14 protein-coding genes are annotated in these 16,850 nt (G+C 48.4%); 11 read left to right on the top strand and 3 right to left on the bottom strand.

The annotated features are described in order from the left end of the window. Positions 1-7: 7 nt before the first annotated feature. The 8 genes from uxuA to ACTHMC_RS10585 all read left to right on the top strand — a co-directional run bounded on the left by uxuA (position 8) and on the right by ACTHMC_RS10585 (position 10,972). The gene (gene uxuA / locus ACTHMC_RS10620; protein WP_440413092.1) at positions 8-1,180 is read left to right on the top strand and encodes a mannonate dehydratase; all 1,173 of its coding nucleotides are present in this window, start codon (positions 8-10) and stop codon (positions 1,178-1,180) included. A gap of 134 nt (positions 1,181-1,314) precedes the next feature. Then, the gene (locus tag ACTHMC_RS10615) at positions 1,315-2,055 is read left to right on the top strand and encodes an NUMOD4 domain-containing protein (RefSeq protein WP_440413091.1); all 741 of its coding nucleotides are present in this window, start codon (positions 1,315-1,317) and stop codon (positions 2,053-2,055) included. A gap of 271 nt (positions 2,056-2,326) precedes the next feature. Continuing rightward, the gene (locus tag ACTHMC_RS10610) at positions 2,327-2,917 is read left to right on the top strand and encodes an RNA polymerase sigma factor (RefSeq protein WP_440413090.1); all 591 of its coding nucleotides are present in this window, start codon (positions 2,327-2,329) and stop codon (positions 2,915-2,917) included. A 62-nt stretch (positions 2,918-2,979) separates the two neighbouring features. Continuing rightward, positions 2,980-3,951: a FecR family protein gene (locus tag ACTHMC_RS10605; protein WP_440413089.1), complete on the top strand. Its 972-nt coding sequence runs from the start codon at positions 2,980-2,982 to the stop codon at positions 3,949-3,951. 26 nt (positions 3,952-3,977) lie between these two features. Further along, a complete protein-coding gene (locus tag ACTHMC_RS10600; protein ID WP_440413088.1) occupies positions 3,978-7,259 on the top strand; it encodes a TonB-dependent receptor in 3,282 nt (1,093 codons plus the stop codon). Positions 7,260-7,269: 10 nt separating this feature from the next. Beyond that, a complete protein-coding gene (locus tag ACTHMC_RS10595) occupies positions 7,270-8,658 on the top strand; it encodes a RagB/SusD family nutrient uptake outer membrane protein (protein WP_440413087.1) in 1,389 nt (462 codons plus the stop codon). Positions 8,659-8,684: 26 nt separating this feature from the next. Beyond that, a complete protein-coding gene (locus ACTHMC_RS10590; RefSeq protein ID WP_440413086.1) occupies positions 8,685-9,884 on the top strand; it encodes a thioredoxin family protein in 1,200 nt (399 codons plus the stop codon). After that, positions 9,884-10,972, top strand: a complete 1,089-nt coding sequence (locus ACTHMC_RS10585) for a redoxin domain-containing protein (protein ID WP_440413085.1) — start codon at positions 9,884-9,886, stop codon at positions 10,970-10,972. The genes ACTHMC_RS10590 and ACTHMC_RS10585 overlap by 1 nt, the downstream gene beginning before the upstream one ends. A 47-nt stretch (positions 10,973-11,019) precedes the next feature. Here ACTHMC_RS10585 and ACTHMC_RS10580 read toward each other — a convergent pair whose 3' ends face one another. Both ACTHMC_RS10580 and ACTHMC_RS10575 read right to left on the bottom strand, forming a co-directional pair. Then, on the bottom strand, positions 11,020-12,051 hold the full coding sequence (locus ACTHMC_RS10580) for a sensor histidine kinase (RefSeq protein ID WP_440413084.1): 1,032 nt from the start codon (positions 12,049-12,051) through the stop codon (positions 11,020-11,022). Between the two features lie 223 nt (positions 12,052-12,274). Next, on the bottom strand, positions 12,275-12,682 hold the full coding sequence (locus tag ACTHMC_RS10575; RefSeq protein WP_440413083.1) for a hypothetical protein: 408 nt from the start codon (positions 12,680-12,682) through the stop codon (positions 12,275-12,277). A 350-nt stretch (positions 12,683-13,032) separates the two neighbouring features. Between ACTHMC_RS10575 and ACTHMC_RS10570 the strand changes: the two genes are divergently transcribed. Next, complete coding sequence (locus tag ACTHMC_RS10570) at positions 13,033-14,067, top strand: hypothetical protein (protein WP_440413082.1); 1,035 nt, start codon at positions 13,033-13,035, stop codon at positions 14,065-14,067. A 51-nt stretch (positions 14,068-14,118) separates the two neighbouring features. Here the strand turns inward: ACTHMC_RS10570 and ACTHMC_RS10565 are convergent, their stop codons facing one another. After that, on the bottom strand, positions 14,119-14,589 hold the full coding sequence (locus ACTHMC_RS10565) for a hypothetical protein (RefSeq protein ID WP_440413081.1): 471 nt from the start codon (positions 14,587-14,589) through the stop codon (positions 14,119-14,121). 114 nt (positions 14,590-14,703) lie between these two features. Between ACTHMC_RS10565 and ACTHMC_RS10560 the strand changes: the two genes are divergently transcribed. Both ACTHMC_RS10560 and ACTHMC_RS10555 read left to right on the top strand, forming a co-directional pair. After that, a complete protein-coding gene (locus tag ACTHMC_RS10560) occupies positions 14,704-16,128 on the top strand; it encodes a phytoene desaturase family protein (protein WP_440413080.1) in 1,425 nt (474 codons plus the stop codon). Between the two features lie 15 nt (positions 16,129-16,143). Next, on the top strand, positions 16,144-16,788 hold the full coding sequence (locus tag ACTHMC_RS10555; protein WP_440413079.1) for a hypothetical protein: 645 nt from the start codon (positions 16,144-16,146) through the stop codon (positions 16,786-16,788). Positions 16,789-16,850: the final 62 nt, after the last annotated feature.

Genomic DNA, 16,850 nt, shown 5'->3' with positions numbered 1-16,850 from the left:
TCGTTTTATGTTGATGCACCAGACAATGCGGTGGTTTGGCCCTAATGACCCCGTTAAGTTAGCTGATATACGCCAGGCGGGTTGCGCAGGTGTGGTTACTGCCTTACACCATATCCCGCCGGGCCATGTCTGGTCTGTAACGGAGATCAATATCCGTAAGTTCATTATCGAAACGGAGGGTATGAGCTGGACGGTAGTGGAGAGCCTTCCCGTAAGCGAAGCTATCAAAACACAGAGCGGCGATTACCTGGTTCATATCAATAATTATTGTCAGAGTCTCCGAAACCTGGCTGCCTGCGGCATCAAAGTGGTCACATACAATTTCATGCCGGTGCTGGACTGGGTCCGAACGGATGTGAACTGGAAATTGCCCGATGGTGCGCGTGCGCTTTATTTCGGGAAACTGGCATTTATAGCCTTCGACCTTTTTCTGCTGCAAAGACCCAATGCAGAAAAAGATTATACGAAGGAGGAGATCCGGCAGGCGAAATCTCATTTCGATTCCATGCGGGAACATGAGAAACGTACACTCTTTGCCAATGCATTGCTGGGACTGCCCGGCAGCGATGAGGCATTTACGCCTGCCCAGGTGCTCAAAGCACTCACTACTTATAAAAATATCGATGCTGACCGTCTGCGTCAGCATCTTTTCTTCTTTCTTCAACAGGTTGTTCCTGTAGCGCAGGAAACAGGCATTCAACTGGCGATACATCCTGATGACCCGCCATATCCCGTACTTGGCCTGCCACGTGTTGTGAGTACAGAATCCGATATTGCCGCCATCATCGATGCGGCGCCTGTTACCAATAACGGACTTTGTTTCTGCACAGGCTCATTGGGGGTAAGACCGGATAATGACCTGCTGCTCATCCTGCGGAGATTCAGTGAGCATGTTCACTTCCTTCATTTGCGGAATACCGCAAGAGATCAGTTCGGAAACTTCTATGAAGCCACTCACCTGGGTGGTGATACTGATATGTACTCCATCGTCAAAGAGATTTTACTGATCCAGAAAAAACGCGGAAAGAGCCTTCCAATGCGGCCTGACCACGGTCACCAGATGCTGGATGATCTGGATAAGAAGACCTATCCCGGCTATTCTGCCATCGGACGTTTGAAAGGTCTGGCTGAATTGCGTGGATTGGAATTCGGCGTTTACCGATGGATGTTAAACCAGTAAAACACCCTGCGCAGATAAGTGAAATAACTTATTTAAGAATTTTTTCGGTCACTGGTAAATTTTGTAGCGAATAGAAATAGTATTTTTATTCCCTGGATATTGCATTCCGTTATATCCTGACCTTAACCTTGCCAATGAGACGAGATAATAAACCTTACCTGAATCTTAGTTTAAGCAACATTGAAGGAGAACGATGGAAAGACATACCCGGACTGGAAGGGTACTTCAAGATTTCCAACAAAGGCCGTGTAAAGCGCCTGGCATACGAAGCCGTTTACTCCAATGGTATCATCTACCACGAGCGCCCCATGATCATGAAGCCGTATGTTCACAAACACCGGAATGAGTTCAAGGGCGATTTCAAATCCTACCTCAGTATTACATTGACTGTTGAGGGTGTACGTCACCGTTATACAATAGCCCGGCTGGTGTATAATTGTTTCGTCAGGGAAATGGATCTCGAAGACAAGAGTATCGTGATCTTCTACAAGGACAATGATTCCTTCAACCTCAACCCGCCGAATCTGCGCGCAGCAACATTAAGTGAGAAACAGAAAAGGATCAAGGAGCTGGGACGTTCCCCATCGCCCCTGCACAAGCTTTCGCGCAGGCAGATCCTGGAGCGTTTGCAGCGTGCCCGTGAGAAAAGAATGAGGCCGGTATCGCAGTACAATTTCCGTGGCAGGAAGATCCAGAGTTACCCCAGTGCAAGGGAAGCCGCCCGTTCAACTGACGGCAATGCTTCCAATATCCTGCAGGTAGCACGTGGCAATGCCATCAGCGCCGGCGGATTTCTCTGGCGTTTCGGAAGGTCTGCAAGGATTGATGTGAAGGAACTGAAAGGAGGAAGACAGAGCCCGTTCTTCAGGATTTAGGCATCAAACGCATCATCTACTATTGAACCGCCGGGAAACAAACGTTTCTCCCGGCAAAGGGGCATGCATTGCCTGCCTGCCCCTCTATCTTACCTCTACTCCCACAATGCCTTCCCCCTACATAAAGCCTCGTCTGCACTGAATTGCAGGCCATTTTACGCCCACCTTTTCTTATTTTCCTATCTTAGCGTCCTGCCCGGGCAATACTGCCCCGGCCCGTCTCACCTTATCATGCCCATTAGACCTTTGCCTTTTGACCAACGTGCTATCCATGAATTTGTCTGATCAGAATGCTTTGGAATTGTTACAGCAGGATCCTGTGAAAGGGTTCAAAGTGCTTTTCAACAAGTACTGGGAGATGCTTTTTGCCATAGCCGTCACCAAAGTTGCATCAAGGGAAGAAGCCAGAGACCTGGTACAGGAAGTATTCCTCAGCCTCTGGACCAGCCGGGAATCCATACGGAACGAAGAAAGCCTCTTCCCCTGGCTGAGCACCAGCCTCCGCAACAGGGTGTACAACCACTATGCAAAGAACAAAACCCGCCAGCAGTTCATCCGTGATATGGAAGGCCGTTTCCTGGACGCTGCCAATAACGTGGCGGAGGAACTGGCATCCAAAGAACTGAAGCAACTGATCGAAGAAGCCATAGCACAACTATCCCCTAAAATGCAGCTGGTGTTCCGCCTTAGCAAGGAACAGCAACTCACCCCGACCGAGATCGCCAGAAACCTGTCGCTCTCCGTACAAACGGTAAAGAACCAGCTGTACAGGGCAAACGACCAGGTGAAAGAATATATCGCTGCCAGAATTGAGCCTTCTATCCTTGTGATCATTTTATTAACCATGCTGGAGAAAAAATAATTTTTTTCCGATGGTACTATCGCAGCAGCAAGCTGTATTTACTCAGTAACAAGCCATCAACATTGCACAACGATTATCTGTATTACCTGCTCAGCAAGCAGGCAGGCGGAGCCATATCCCCTGAAGAAGAATTGATACTGGAGAAATGGTACAACTCCCTTCAGCAGCCCCTTCCGGTGAATGCTGAAGAGAACAGTGCCTGTAAGGACCAGGCATGGGAAGCCTTGCAGCACCAACTGGGCCAGGTATCACAACCCGGAGAACCGGCGCCTGTCCGTACCCTCTGGAAACGCTGGACCGTGGCCGCCGCCATGCTGACCCTCCTTGCAGGGCTGATGGCACTGGTGCTCCTGCTCAATAAACAGGAAACTGCAAAACCCATCACCTGGTCCATTGTGGAAACAGGCCGTCAGAAAAAGAACGTAACCCTGCCAGACGGTTCACGCGTGTGGGTGAATGCACATTCAAAACTGCGGTTCGCCAATGGTTTCAACAGGAACAGGAATATCATCCTTGACTACGGCGAAGCATTCTTTGATGTGACCCGCGATTCACAGCATCCCTTCCTGGTGAAAGTGGATGGCCTGGAAGTGAGCGTACTAGGTACGGCTTTCAATATCCAGAGCTTCCCGCAGCTCGGCGAGATCAAAGTGGCCGTAACACAGGGTAAAGTCGCAGTGGATGATTCACTGGCCTGCCATGAGAAACTATTGCCCGATCAATGCCTTACCTATACCCGTAACACAAACCGTTTCCGCGTAACTACCATCGACCCCTCGAAGGCCAACGACTGGAAGAATGGAAAGATCTGGCTTAACAATATTTCTTTGAAAGAGCTGGCTGTGTACATCCGCAATATCTATGATTATGAAGTGGTGTTCAGCAGTAAAGACCTGGAGCAATGCAAGAACACCATCAACTTCAGCGATAAGGACCAGTTGAAAGATGTACTGGAACTGCTGAAGATCATGAACAAGGTCAGGTATCGAATTCAGCATAAAACTATCTACCTGGATGGCATCGGCTGTCCATAATTACTCAACCAAAACTTTCTGTTAGAATGCGCACCACTAAACTGCTGCTATTACTGCTCTTTTTAGCCCAGCTGGCTTCCGCACAGAGCATCCGGGAAAAAAGAGTGACCATCCGGTACAATTATGAATCGCTCAGCACCTGCCTCAAGCAATTGCAGGCTAAGAGCGGCGTGTCTATTTCATTCAATGAGAATGATGTGGCCAGATACACCATCAACGATCTCAGTTTCCAGGAAACTTCAGTTGAGCAGATCATCACAAAGCTGCTGCAGAATACCAGCCTGCAGTTCCGGGAAGTGAACAACGGACTGGTGATCTTCAGCAGAACACTCAGCGTTTCCAAAACCCAGAATAATAAAACCGTCAAAGGGGAAGTGAAGGGGGAAGATGGCGTACCTGTTGCCGGTGTATCGGTTCAGGTGAAAGGCTCTTTCCGCGGAGTGTACACCAATAACGATGGTAAATTCGAGATCAGTGTGCCGGAAGGAAAGAACATGCTGCAGATCAGCTCCACCGGTTTTGAATCGAAAGATGTTCCTGCACTGGAAGATCAACTGAATATCATTCTCAGGAAAGATAATAAACAGCTGGAAAGCGTAGTGGTAGTGGGATACGGACAGGTGAACAAAAAAGATGTGACCGGCTCCGTTTCATCCATGAAAGGAGATGAACTCAATAAAGTGAACAGCTCCAACTTTGACGCTATGCTCACCGGCCGTGCTGCCGGCGTGCATGTGATAAAGTCCTCCGGCGCTCCCGGTGCAGTGGCCAGCATCCGCATCCGTGGCGGTACTTCCGCAATCGGAACCAATGAGCCCCTATACGTGATCGATGGAATTCCCATTGAAATGGGGGATGGCTTTGGTAACAAGGCGTTCCAGGATGATAGCAGGAATAAGATCTCCCCACTTGCAGCTATCAATTCAGAAGACATAGAAAGTATAGATATCCTGAAGGATGCATCCGCTACCGCTATCTATGGCTCCCGTGGTGCCAACGGCGTGGTGATCGTGACCACCAAAAAAGGAAAGAAAGGAGATAAACCCAATATCACCTTCGATGTGAATTCTGCTATCGACCGCTTTGTGAAAGAATATGATATGCTGAATGCTGATGAATATCATTACGTGGTAAAGAAGGCATACGATAATAACGGAACTACGCCTGCCAATTTCATAGCTTATCCAAATGTGAATACAGACTGGAGGGAAGAGGCCATGCGCACGGGATTCTCCAGCAATGTTTACCTCAATATCAATGGAGGGAGCGCCAACGGTAATACGCTGTATTCTTTTTCAGGTGGATTGACCCGCCAGGATGGTCCCATCAAAAACACAGACTTTGAAAGGCAGAACCTGCGAGCGAGCCTTGAAACCACTTTATTCGATAAGCTCCGCTTTGGGACCAATATCAATTTCAGCCTCAACGAAAATAATGGAAGAGGTACCGGGCAGTATTACCTGATCACCCGCTACAGGCCTGATGTACCGGTATATGATAGCAAAGGAAATTACGGAGCTTCACCGGATAGCGTAACCTCCAATCCCGTTGCGCGTATGCGTCAACCCAACAAGGTGAAAAGCCAGGTAGTGCTCACTTCTTTCTTTGGGGAACTTGAACTGTTCAAAGGACTGCTGTTCCGGTCCAGCTTCCATGCAACCAGTACAAAAGGTACCAGTGAGGCCTATACGCCATCTACCGATGTTTTTGAGATCAGGAATAAACGGAGAGGCTCCAGGTCTGATTTCATCAATTCAGGCACCACCAGGATCTGGGACAATACCCTGACCTATAACCAGCGCTTTGGTGACCACGCCATCAATGCAGTGGCGGGATCTTCCCATACGCTGGTAAGATCGGAGTTCACCACGCTCAACTCCACCAGCTTCCTGGATGATGAAGTGCTCAATAACGTAGGTGCAGCAGGAACTATGCAGACATACTCAAGTGGTGGTTCCATCAGTGGACTGGCTTCTTATTTCCTTCGCACCAATTATAATTTCGCAGGTAAATATTATCTGACGTTTACGGGAAGGGCAGATCACTCTACCAAATTCGGTCCTGCCAACCGCTGGGGTTACTTCCCTTCAGGTGCCATCGCATGGCGGATCTCGAGAGAAGACTTTATGCTCGGCAACAAATTCATCAATGACCTGAAATTGCGCGTAAGTTATGGCAGAACAGGATCGGCCAACTTCTCTGATTTCCAGTATTCCACTTTCTTCGGTCCAGGTAATTTCTATGCCGGCAATAATGCCGTGGCAGTGAACACTATTCCCAATCCGGATATCAGGTGGGAAACAACCAATCAGCTGGATGCCGCCCTCGATTTCAATTTATACAACAACAAGCTGCGCGGTACTGTAGGCTACTTCAGGAAAGTAACGCACGACCTCATCCTGGAACGCGATATCATCCGCGAAACCGGTGGCAGAAAACAGAATGCCAACCTGGGCGATTTCCTCAACCAGGGATGGGAACTGACACTCGGTAGCGATCTGGTGAACAAGAAGGATTTCGCATATCTCGTGGACATCAATATCACACGCTATCGCAGCAAAGTGCTGAAGTTGAATGAAGGCTCTTACCTGAACATGGAAGTGGGCCAGCCGATCGGATATTTTGAAGGATATAAGGTAGCTGGTATCTTCCAGAGTAAGGAAGAGATAGATGCACTCAATGCAAAATCGCCTACCGGCACTTACCAGTCTGCGAAAACAAGTCCCGGCGATTTCCGCTTTGTGGATGTGAACGGCGACGGCAGGATCAGCAGCGATGATATCAGCGTACTCGGAAAATCAGAACCTGATTTCTATGGTGGATGGAACAATATCTTCCGGTACAGGAACCTGGAAGTAAGTGCACTGTTCAACTTCTCTATCGGTAACAGGCTCGACAACTCAGGTTATCGCAGCATGGTGTTGTTCAGCAACAACAATAACAACTATTCCAGGGATATCCTCAGCACCTGGACGCCGGAAAACAAGAATGCAGAACTGCCACGCATGGTGGCCACCGATCCCAATCAGAATGCCCGTGCTTCCGATTATTTCATCGAAGATGCATCTTATCTCAAACTGAAGAATATCCAGGTGAGTTACCTGCTGAAGAATAATCTGCTGAGAAAATTATACCTGAGCAGTGTGCGCATTTACGGTTCGGCCAGTAACGTGTTTGTGTTCACAAAATACAAAGGACTGGATCCCGAAGTGAATACGGCTCCTTCCAATAACTTCTCACAGGGTATCGATAACAACGTTTATCCGCTTACCAGGACTTTCACTGTCGGAATAACTGCTAACTTCTAAACAACTGATCATGCTCAAAAATATATTTATCATATCGATGGTTGCTGCTGCGTTCAGCACTGCTTCCTGTAACCTGGTGGATGTAACTGATCTCGATCCCATCAACCAGCTTTCCGAAGATGAGGCCATCACTTCCGTTCAAAAGGCCCAGAGTGCGCTGCTAGGCACTTACAGCGTACTGAAGACCGGCCTCGAACTGCCTGTATACTACCCGGCCAGCGCCTGCCTGATGGGAGGCACCATGGACCTGGGCTCATCCGGGGGGCCTGCTGAAGCTATGTTCAAAAACAATGAGGTGGATCCACAGAACTATACCCTCGATGCTATTTACACGAAATGGTATGCTGTGATCAGCAACGCCAACCATATCATTGAAAAAGCACCATTGGTGGAAACCACCAATCCGCGCAGGGATGAGATTGTGGCTGAAGCCCGTTTTCTGCGTGCTCTGGGGCATTTCTACCTGCTCCGCTTCTACGGCCAGTTCTTCGATCTGAATTCCAAATATGGCATCGTGATCAAGAGCAAGCCCATCAAAGATGCAAAGTCGGAGCCCAGATCCACTGTAAAGCAATCCTACGATTTCATTCTCGCGGACCTCGACTATGCCATTGAAAAAGGTCCCAATTTCAGTTCTACTTTTTATGCATCCAAACAGGTAGCAAAAGCCCTGAAAGCAAAAGTGCTGCTCTATATGAAGGATTATCCTGAATCCGCTAAACTGGCCAAACAGGTGATCGAAGAGGGACCGTTCAAACTGGAGAACACTTTCTATGATGTGTTCTTCAAAAAGATCATCGGCACTAAGGAAGCGATGTTCCAGACTCCTTATGACGACAAGAATGATCGCAACAACAAAGCTTTCATGATGCGTTCCACTTATCTTCCTTCCGAGAATTATAAAACTTTCATGGCGGGCGATAAACGTGATACTGCAGCTCTTACCAGGACAACGGCTGGCGAACTGCGAAACAAAAAATTCAACAACACCATTTTCAATACCGGCAACGGGGTTACCACGCTCACTGCCGATACGGAATATTTCCTTCGCCTGGCTGAAGTATACCTGATCCGTGCAGAGGCAGTTGTGCGTAGCAACGGCGACCCGGAAGAAGCGCGCAAGGCCGTGAACGAAGTCCGCAAGCGTGCCGTGATGGATGAGATCACCAGCAATGATCCTGCTGAATTATTGCAGCTCATCCGCCGGGAAAAGATCCTTGAACTCGGTGCGGAAAGCGGCGAAGAATGGTTCGATATGGTACGCTATGCAAGTCTGGGTGATATCAATTTCCAGACTGTAAAACCTTCCGTAAAATCAGTGAACCAGTACATCCTGCCACTGCCTTACAATACTGTGAAGCTCTCTGATAATATAGTGATCCAGAACCCCGGCTATTGATAGCCAGAAAACAAATAAAGTCTGTTATGTCAGTATTTAAACATGTACCCGTGATGCTGCTGTTATTCAGCAGCATCACTATTTCCGCCCAGGAAAACAACAGCATTCAATTTACCAATGGTAGTTTCAACGAAGCATTGCAGGCGGCAGCCAAAAGCGGCAAACTTGTTTTCGTTGATTGTTATACCAGCTGGTGCGCACCCTGCAAATGGATGGAGAAGAATGTATTTGTGAACGATACCATCCATCAGTACTTCAACAAACAGTTCATCAACTTCAAAGTGGATATGGAGAAGGGCGAAGGTGTGTCGCTTCGCGAACGTTACAAGGTCACTTCATTCCCCACTTATCTTTTTGTTGATGCCAAAGGCAACCAGGTGCACCGTACCGGATCGCGCATGAGTGTGCAGGACTTCATCACCGAAGCAAGGCGCGCCAACGAACCAGGCAATACACTGGCTGATATGGAAAAGAAATTCAACAGCGGTGACCGCTCACTGAAACTGCTCACTGATTATGCCATTGTGCTGCAGCGGGTGAATGGCGGACAGTTTGATAAGGTAAGAAACGAGCTGATCAGTAAAGTGAAAGAAGAAGAGTTGAACACTGCGTTGGGCTGGACCATCATTAAAAACTTTGCACGGGATGAGGAAGATAAGCTGGGAAGCTACCTGATCCGTCACAGGCAGCAATTCAATGCTTTCGCTGATGAGGCATCCATTCAAACCAAGCTGAACCAACTGGCCAGTTCCACCATGTATGGACTGATCCGCCAGAAAAGGAACGCTGAATTCTTCGACAAGCTCACCATGATGCTGCGCGATACCAGTTATGCGGCACAACGCAATGCCGTGATGTTGCAGATCGAATATTATCTCACCAATAAGAATGCAGAAGGCTTCCTGGCTGTAGCGCGTACCGCCCAGGCAGGCGCTTTCCGGAACAATCCCGCCGACCTCAGTTTCGTGGCAAGAAGAGCGGGTTACCAGGCCAATGGCGATACAGCCATTTTGAAACAGGCTTATGAAATGGCCAGACTGGCTGCGCAACTGGAACCGGAAGAATACAGCAACCAGGGCACGCTGGCTGAAAGCTGTTATGCGCTCGGGCTGAAGGAAGAAGGTCTGAAGGCGGCACGCAAAGCCAGGCTGCTGGCTGATCTGGAGACTTCCAAGATCCAGAAGATAGCGCAGGCCCTTGTTGATAAACTTGAAAAACTGAACTGATGCTGAAGCATATTTTATTGGGTGCGATGCTGGCCATGCCGGGCTGGCTGGCTGCTTATACTGTGAATGGACATATCAGCAACGCAGCGGATGGAAAAGTATACCTGCTGAAACCGAAAGGCGAATCCTGGGTGATCTTTGATTCTGCCAGTATCATAAAAGGGCATTTCAGTCTGAAGGGAATGATCGGGAAACCCGGCATCGTCCGTTTTCAGTATTCGAAATATGAATACCCGCTGGTATTCCTGGCGCTGACTGATACGGTGTACAGGGTGGAGGGTACCGTACATAGTTCCGGTCGCCTGATCCGTCCGGTGATCACGGGTGGCGCATTGCAGCAGGCATGGAATACAGTGCAGGAGGAGCAGGCTGAAGTGTATGGGCAGAAACGTTTTGCCTCCTTTGCCTTGTTGAGATTGCAGAAGGAAAACAGAACAGACAGTGTTGAGTTCTATCAGGCGCAGGAACGAAAAGCGGAGCAGCAGGAGTATACGTTGCTGGAGCAGCAGGTATTGCGGAATGCCGGCAATGTGATCAGCAGCTATCTTCTGTATTCCAACTATTACCAGTTCAGTTTTGTGCAGATGCAGAAACTGGCAGGAAAGATCAATGGCTATAAACAGAAGAATGATTTTATAACGATCATCAATAAACGATTGAATGTATGGAGACAGATCCAGCCCGGGATGCCTGCTCCGGATTTTGTGCTGGCTGATCCGCAGGGCGTGAGGCGGTCCCTGAAAGATTTCAGGGGCAGGTACCTGGTGATTGATTTCTGGGCCAGCTGGTGCGGTCCCTGCCGCAAGGAAAATCCGTCGCTGGTGGAATGGTACCATTCCATCGATAAGAACAAATTCGCTGTGCTGGGCATCAGCATCGATGAGAAGAAAGATGCCTGGCTGAAGGCCATAGAAAAAGATCAGTTGCCCTGGTCGCAGCTCATTGATCCCGATGGCTGGAAATCCGCTACTGCAGGGAGTTATGCAGTAGGTGCGGTTCCTCAGAAATTCCTGATAGATCCATCGGGTAAGATAGTGCTGGCCAATGTTGATATGCAGGAAGTGAAAGAGTGGATGAATAAACAATAGGAAGTTACAATTGATCAGGGATGGCTGTCTGTAAAGACGGCCATTTTTTATTGGGTGGCTAAGGCCGTAAGCGGTAGCACAGCAGGCGTACTGCTGGTATGTACTGAACCGGGTACACGGAAAGAAACGGTCATGCCATTGTGATTATAGCTGATGGATAGGGGCTCTCCGAATAATTTTTCAAGCCTTCGTGATGCGTTGCTGAGCGTATGGCTCCTGTTGAGCATCGACTGCAGCGGGTTGGTAAAAACTGCAACCATATCAGTGATGTATATCCGAATATCATTTCCTTCCTGTATGGAACTGATGGTGATAGTGCCCCCCTGTAACTGCCGGTTGATGCTGTTGCTGAGTGCGTTTTCAAGCAGTGGATGAAGTATCATGGCAGGAACGGTTGTATCAAGGGTTGCTGGCTCGATGTCATAGATCAGTTGCAGTCGGTTGCCCAGTCTTTGTTTTTCCAGCGCCAGCCAGTTGCGCACAAATTCAATCTCGTCTTTCAGTGGAACGGTAGGTCTTTCATGAATATTGAGTGCATAGCGGAAGGTATCTGCCAGCTGAGAGATCAGAACACGTGTTTCTTCATTTGCTGGTGGAATGGTGGCGCTGATACTGTTGAGTGTGTTGAACAGGAAATGAGGTCCTATCTGTGTTTTAAGCGAGCTGATCTCGTACTGGTAAGCATACTCAAGCCTCTCCTGTTCCTGCTGTTTCCGTTTTCTTGATCTGAGCCAGTGATTGTATAAATGGAAGATAATGAACTGGCAGCAATAGAACAGGGCGGTGAGGTAAATGTCCCAGAAGGGTGAGTTGAACTGGAATGACGTATTCAGCTGTCTGCAGAGGAGGTACCAGGTAATACAAAAAGCCGGGAGTGTAATGATATGCAACAGGAGTTTCTGTTGCAGCCTTGTATTTTTAAGGGTAACAAAATAAAACCACCAGAGGGGGATGGTCAGGGCAATTTTGATCCCGGCATCGATCCAGTTGCAGGAGGCCCAGAACACAAGGTACAGCAGCCAGCAGAGCAGTTCGCCGCTGGTGATATTTCTGATGATCCTGTTGCTGAATGCCGCCATAGTCCGTTGGATTTCTGAGGGGATGTTCCCGGAAAATACATGCCATTCAAAGATAGGTGCACCGTGGTTCCCGGCAGATGTAAAGGAGACGAAAGGCGTTATTTGGTCGCCGGATTGCCAAATACTCCGGCAGCCGGTTGGGGGCAAATAAAAATGGCTGTCCGGGGTAGGACAGCCATCTCTTTTCAAACACTTGTTCTTTAACTACGGCCTGAGTTTCTTATTACTTCACCTTGGTTACATACATCTCTTCGATGAGGTTCTGTTTCCTGTTGATCGTGTATACTTCAGCTTTAGCATTCTTCTTGGCCTTTACTTCGATTGTAACCAGGTTGTCTCCGATCTCTTGTGTGGTAAGGAGGAATTTCTTGGTGATGTTAGTTCCTTTCACTTTGTCTGCATACAGTACGTTTCCGTCGCTGTCGCGCAGTGTGATAGTGAATTCATCAGCTTCAGAAGCTGTGAGGTTCAGCTGGAAGATAGGCTGATTCTCATAGTTGCCGATATGTTTAACTTCGATGCTATTGGTAGCATTTGTTTTAGGATTCTTTTCTCCGTTTGCAAAGGCAACAGATACGGTAAGCACCAGAACGGTAACTAATGACAGGATGGTTTTAACTACGTTATTCATAAAAGTATATTTTAAAAGTTAATGATCGCTTAATACTCATTATTCAATTTACTCATCGGAAGCTATCGCGGAAGGCAAGCGATCAATTCATCTGGCAGGGCAGTACTGCTTTTGTCTCAGGTCTCAGCACTCTTGGTCAGTGCTTATTATCATGATGCAAACATACTGCGACATTTAAGGGGGTGCAAACCAAAAAAATGGCTATTTCAGGATGGTAAACCGCTACCCGGAAAATAGAAATGCCTGTGTGGTAAGGGTTTCAGCGGAAATCCGGTATGATCTCCAAGCTTAAAAATTGGTATAAAAAACCGGAAAAAACCGGATATCTTTGCCGAAATTTTTAATAAACAATGAGCAATACAACGGTTACAGCCGATCAACTCTCCGCCAGCATCATCGGCAGTATTAAGAAAGCACAGGAAGAAAAGCTTTTCTTTGAAGAAGTGTATTCCAATCCTACTGCCCCTGTTGGAAAGAATGAGTTCTTATTTTTCATCAAGCCTGAAATCACCCTGGCTTCTGATTCCATCAACATTGAAGCGGTGCTGGAACTGGTGCGTGAAAGGATCAGCCATTTCGGTCTGACCATCCACAACGTGAAAGTACTTTCTGCCAAATACCTGGAGCAATACAATATCATTGCACAACACTACGGTGTTATCAATAAGATCGCTTCCGATGCAAAGAACAGCCTCTCCGAAGCAGCCCTGGAAAAATTCAGCGCTATTTACGGTAAAGCTGCCAGCGATGTTAAACTCCTGGGCGGTGTAGAATTCCTGGAACAATACCCGGCTTTCAATGCTTACTCCCTGGATTACCTGTGGATGAACAAAGAGAACAAGAAACTGGCTGGTGGTACTTATGCTGAAGACATCAAGATCGACAGCGAAGTAGTATACGTTATCAACGGCTTCCACCCACGTCAGCTGAAGCATTTCACTGAGAAGGGAAGGAGCATTGTTGTGATGACCCTCAGCGGCGACCTCAACTGGAGCGACGCCCGTAACAACTTCATTGGAACTACCAATCCTAACACCGCCAACGAAGGCAGTCTGCGTCGCGAGTTTCTGAACAATCAGGCAAAACTCGGTCTGGCTGAAGTATCTCAGGGTGTGAATGGTGTTCACCTTTCCGCTGGTCCTGTTGAAGCACTGGTTGAGCTGCGCCGTTACAACTCTGATTTCGCTGACAACAGCAAGATCAAAGCATTTGGTGATTTCAGCTTCGGAAAAGCACTGGCTGCCAACTTCACTGCTGAGCAGATCGAAAAGATCGTGAACAACGAGAACGTAACAGTGAATGGTAAAACCATTTCTGTGTTTGATCTTACAGAAGAGAAAGATGCTGTTGAAGCAATTGAATTGCTGAAGGCAAACCTGAAATAAGGTTACTAATATATTTTAATGGAAGCCGGCCTGATAAGCCGGCTTTCTTATTTATGGTTGGTGCTGGAAGAGCGGGAAGCCGGGTGTGCCGGGAGGGAATTTATAGTAGAGGGAATCGATGAGGTGTAAGATGGAATCACCCTTGTACATATTAAAATTGACATCGATTACATTTCCATTTTGGCCAATATTGCAAATTCTATATCCATGCCAGCTTCCATCATTCATGGCGAAACCGATATTGATATGGTAAAAGCTACCTCTTTGATTTTTGGATTTTACTTTTGTTTTTGATCTGAGCATGGTGCGGGTGAATATATCTATTCTTGCCGGGTCCTTGATCCATAGTAAGTTTGAGTCGATCTGTATATATATTGAATCGATGTTCTGGGTTCGATATAGTGCTCTCGGGTAGGATTCTCTTCCGGAAATGTTGATCCAGATGATCAGAATCAGAACGGATACTATAAGAGAAGCGATCAGCTTCGGTTTTATTTTGTCTTCAAATGTTGAATGCTTCATCTTACAGGATTCTTCTACAAGATAACCAGCCGTTTCAACAGTTAAAACCTGCTACCCGGAAATTTTGTCCTTCCACCTTCATTCTTTGATCTTATTTTCGTTATAAACCAATCTGTGAGCCATCCTGATTACGATGCCATTGTTGTGGGCTCAGGCCCCAATGGCCTGTCCGCAGCCATTACGCTGCAACAGGCAGGTAAATCCGTGCTGCTCATAGAAGGCAAATCCACGATCGGTGGGGGCCTGCGGACAGCGGAACTCACCCTTCCCGGGTTCCATCATGATATCTGTTCGGCCATTCACCCCCTGGCGGCGGGATCGCCCTTCTTTTCAACGCTTCCCCTCCAGCAGTTCGGACTTGAATACATCTACCCCCCGGTGGCGGCTGCCCATCCGTTTGACGATGGTATGGCTGCTTTTCTCAGCCCATCACTGGAAGCAACAGCCAATGCCCTGGGAAAGGATGCAAAGGCTTACCTGGAGCTGATCCGGCCGGTTGTGAACAGCTGGCCTTCGATAGCGCCCGATGTACTGGGCCCATTGAGCTTTCCGAAGCATCCATGGAAGATGGCTGCCTTCGGCATGAAGGCGCTGGCCCCGGCCGTGGCCGTTGCCAAACGCTTCCAGACCCGCGAGGCGCGTGGCCTCTGGGCCGGCATGGCGGCACATTCCATGCAGCCGCTTACCAATTCCACCACGGCTGCCATCGCCCTGGTGCTGATGGCTACCGGTCACCTGAAAGGCTGGCCCATCCCGAAAGGTGGCTCACAAAGCATCGCGAATGCGCTCGCGGCTTACTTTCAAAGCCTGGGCGGGGTCATCGAAACCAACCAGTATATCCATTCCCTCGACCAGCTCCCTTCTTCCAAAGCTCTGCTGCTGGATGTAACACCCAGGCAGTTGCTGCAGATCGCAGGGCATAAATTCTCCTCCATTTACCAGTGGCAGCTCAACCGTTACCGTTACGGTATGGGGGTTTTCAAGATCGACTGGGCGCTGGACGGCCCCGTGCCTTTCAGGGCGGAAGCCTGCAGGCAGGCAGGTACCGTGCATCTCGGCAATACCCTGGAAGAGATCGCGCTGTCTGAACAGCAGGCCATGAGCGGCGTTCATGCGGAGAGGCCCTACTTACTGCTGGCGCAGCAAAGCCTCTTCGACCCCAGCCGTGCCCCTGAAGGCAAACATACCCTCTGGGGCTACTGCCATGTGCCTCATGGCTCACGTGAATCCATGACCGAAGTGATAGAGCAGCAGGTAGAACGTTTTGCGCCTGGTTTCCGAGATCGGATCATCGGCAGGCATGCCATGAACAGTTTCAACATGGAGCAGTACAATCCCAACTATGTTGGAGGTGATATCAACGGAGGCATACTTGATATTGGTCAACTCTTCACCAGGCCGGCCCTCCGCCGCAGCCCCTACAGAACTTCAGCCAAAGGCATCTACTGCTGTTCCTCCGCCACGCCACCCGGCGGGGGCGTGCACGGGATGTGCGGTTTCTACGCAGCAAAGCGCGCATTGAAAGATGTATTAACTTAGCAACAAATTACTACTATGAAGTTTGTATGGTGTTTACTGTTCATGTGTTGCAGTATGCAGATCATGGCGCAGGACGATAATACCTATCCCGACTATCGTAAGAAAACGGAAGGGTATGCAAGAATGGCTGAGAAAGACCTGAAAGCCGAAGTGGCTTCCTTTGCACTGGCAGCGTTGGAAGACAGGCTCAACAAGACTGCACTGCCGGCCATCCCGCCGGTAGACTATGGCGCCAACTTCATCACTTTTGAAGGCAATTCTATCACTGTAAATATCAAGGCGGGCCCCTTCGATCCATCCAAACATAAGATCGGTACTTATGGAGAAAAGAAACATGTGGTGCGTATCGATGGCAGGCCTTACTATGGTAGCTATGGCACCATGCCCAATTATAAGATCGCTTCAGTGACCATGACCATCGGTAAAGACACCGTGCAGATCCCCGCAGAAGCGTATGCGGATCTCTACAGTCCCGTGTTTACCTATAACGATGAAAAGGGCGCTGTGCGTACTTATAACGGCGTTTACCTTTCTCCGGATAAGCGTACCATTTATATCTACATGCTTAACCAGGAAACCATCGGAAGCTACGAAGTGACCTGGATCATCCAGGATAAAAAATATTTAAGAAGAGTTGTGGACTCAGGGATTTTGAAATAGATACAATAATCCCAACCCTCTTTCCGTTTCTACTATGGTTTTTCATAGGATATTGGATTATA

It is taken from the genome of Pseudobacter sp. (assembly GCF_051955275.1).
Classification (GTDB): Bacteria; Bacteroidota; Bacteroidia; order Chitinophagales; family Chitinophagaceae; genus Pseudobacter.
This window is presented reverse-complemented; position numbering and strand designations above follow the sequence as displayed.